The organism is Caballeronia sp. NCF2, from assembly GCF_023631205.1.
Taxonomy (GTDB): Bacteria; Pseudomonadota; Gammaproteobacteria; order Burkholderiales; family Burkholderiaceae; genus Caballeronia; species Caballeronia zhejiangensis.
On record NZ_JALQDN010000111.1, the window covers coordinates 1 to 2,131 of the forward strand.

Annotated in this window: 2 protein-coding genes; both read left to right on the plus strand. The window is 62.5% G+C overall.

The features are described 5' to 3' along the window. Window positions 1-67 precede the first annotated feature (67 nt). The gene (locus NCS02_RS36100; protein ID WP_250482206.1) at window positions 68-337 is read left to right on the plus strand and encodes a DUF1488 family protein; all 270 of its coding nucleotides are present in this window, start codon (window positions 68-70) and stop codon (window positions 335-337) included. 539 nt (window positions 338-876) lie between these two features. Further along, a complete protein-coding gene (locus NCS02_RS36105; protein ID WP_250520762.1) occupies window positions 877-2,049 on the plus strand; it encodes a glutamine amidotransferase-related protein in 1,173 nt (390 codons plus the stop codon). Window positions 2,050-2,131 lie beyond the last annotated feature (82 nt).

Here is a 2,131-nt window from a genome sequence, read left to right on the forward strand (position 1 = left end):
ACCGAACAACGCGCTGTGCCTTCCACGCCACGCGTCCGATTGCCTCTAAGTTATCGCGACACCGCCCATGAAAGTGCTTGTGCCTGAACCACAGATCTCTGAAGACAAGGAGACGCTCAGCTTTGTCATCGATTGGGACGCAGAAAGCGTCACGTGCGTCGTGCCGCGCAGGTGTCTGGAAGTCTTCTTTTGGCTGCCGCCCGGCGCGGACGATGCGCGAACCGTTAAGGTGTTCGAGGATGGGTTTTCTCGGATGGAAGCGGTCGCGCGACGCAAGCTGCGGGCGCGGCCAACGAACCCTGTCCGCCTGACAGAGAAAGACTTCTCCGTTCGTTGAGCCTCTAGTATGTCCTCTTGGACGCATCTCCCATTATTGTTTGAGCCCGCTGCTATTTGAACGTCCCTCGATGGCGAAGCTGTTGCATAGGGTTGCGTCGCTGACGATTAGTTGCAATCTTAGCGGCCGCCAGAGATCGATGAGTGACATCTTCCCCGCTCTCGTGGTCGACCCCGCGGCACGCTGCCCGGGCCTGCGTTGATGCACCCGACGGCGTGATCTAGGCTTCACTGGCCCGCTCGAGCTGATCAGTGGTACCGCGCCTTTTGGCGATGTCATCGCTACGGCCTCGACTTCGCCACTATCTGCTGAACGCGGCGCAAGTCGGTGTTGACACCGCAGCGCGTTCGCCGTGAGAACCCCATGTGAGGATCGCGTATGCTGTCCTAATGCGCGCGATGCGCGACGCGTGCTGGCGCATCGAGACCACGTGCGCGGGGTGATATCCGGGCGGGCGCCGCGGGCTGAGGTGCGCACAGGAGCGATGCCCGCGACGCGAATGCTGTGTCGCCGGTTTCTCTTTTGTCGGATGGCCTTCCATGCTCTATCTCATTGAAGACGCTACCCCCCGGCCGGCGCAGTTTGGCGCCCTCCCCGCGCTTTTCGCCCGGACCTTGGATGCCGAACTCCGCTGCGCCGGCGGGCATTTCAACGAACAGCAGTTCCCCGATGCGCATCAGCACGTCACGGCGGATGGACGGTTAGTCGCGAGCGGTCTCATCTGGCGCACGCGCACGGGCCTGCCCGATGCTGCCGAACCTTGCCATGAGATTTTTGCGCTAGCGCGTACGCGGGATATCGTGCTCCTCGTGCAATCGTTCGATGCGTTTTCTACGCAATGCGCCGAAGACGTGGAGATGTTGCGCGTCGTCCACGGAGCCGATAGTGCACAGCTCGTCGAAGATGGTTCGGGCGTGGTATTGCAAGCGCACCGGGATCGCTACGGAAGATGGCGATCCACGGAAGCAGCCGCATCACGAGCGCGCGGACCGTCCATCACGATTGCGCTGATAGGTCGTGAGTGTGACCAGCATCAACAATACCCCGCGACGCTCGCCGCCCTCGGTGACGCCGCCGATGCGCTGGGCTTTGATCTCGACGTGCGCTTCATCGCGGCGCAGGAAATCAACCGCGACAACGCTCAAACCATGCTGGCCGATGCACTCGGCATCCTTTTGCCGGACGGCGCGGACATCGCGCGCGCGGCGGGACAGATCGAGGCCGCACGCTTCGGCTGGCTCGCGTCAATCCCGGTCGTGGGTTTGTCTCTCGGCATGCAGTCAATGGCGACCGCCATCGCGCGGCTAGCGTTGAAGAGCGATGAGATCAGCATGAAGCTAGCGCATCCCGATGCGGGCCTCCCCAGCGTCGATCCGATTCATGTTGGGAAGGATGGCGTGCTTTTGCATCGCCTTGGCTTGCGGCCGATCAGCTTAGTGCCGGGATCGCGGGTCGCGGCCATCCACGGCGCGCAGGCCAGAATTCTCTGCAATCATCGCTACCGGCTCAATCCGGCGCTCGAAGCGCCGCTCGCGACGCTCGGCGTTACCGTCAGCGCGCACGACGAGAGCGGCTCGATCGCCGACGCAATCGAGGCCGATAAGCATCCATTCTTTGTGGGCATGCAGGGGCATCCCGAACTGTCGTCGCGTGATGGCGCGCCGCATCCTTTGCTGATGGCGTTTCTGAAAGCGGCGGCGAGCCGTTCATGACCTCATTCGCACGCATCGAAAGCGGGCGCACACGCCCTTCGACGTGAAATAGATCACCGCTGCCGGAATGACGGACATCGAC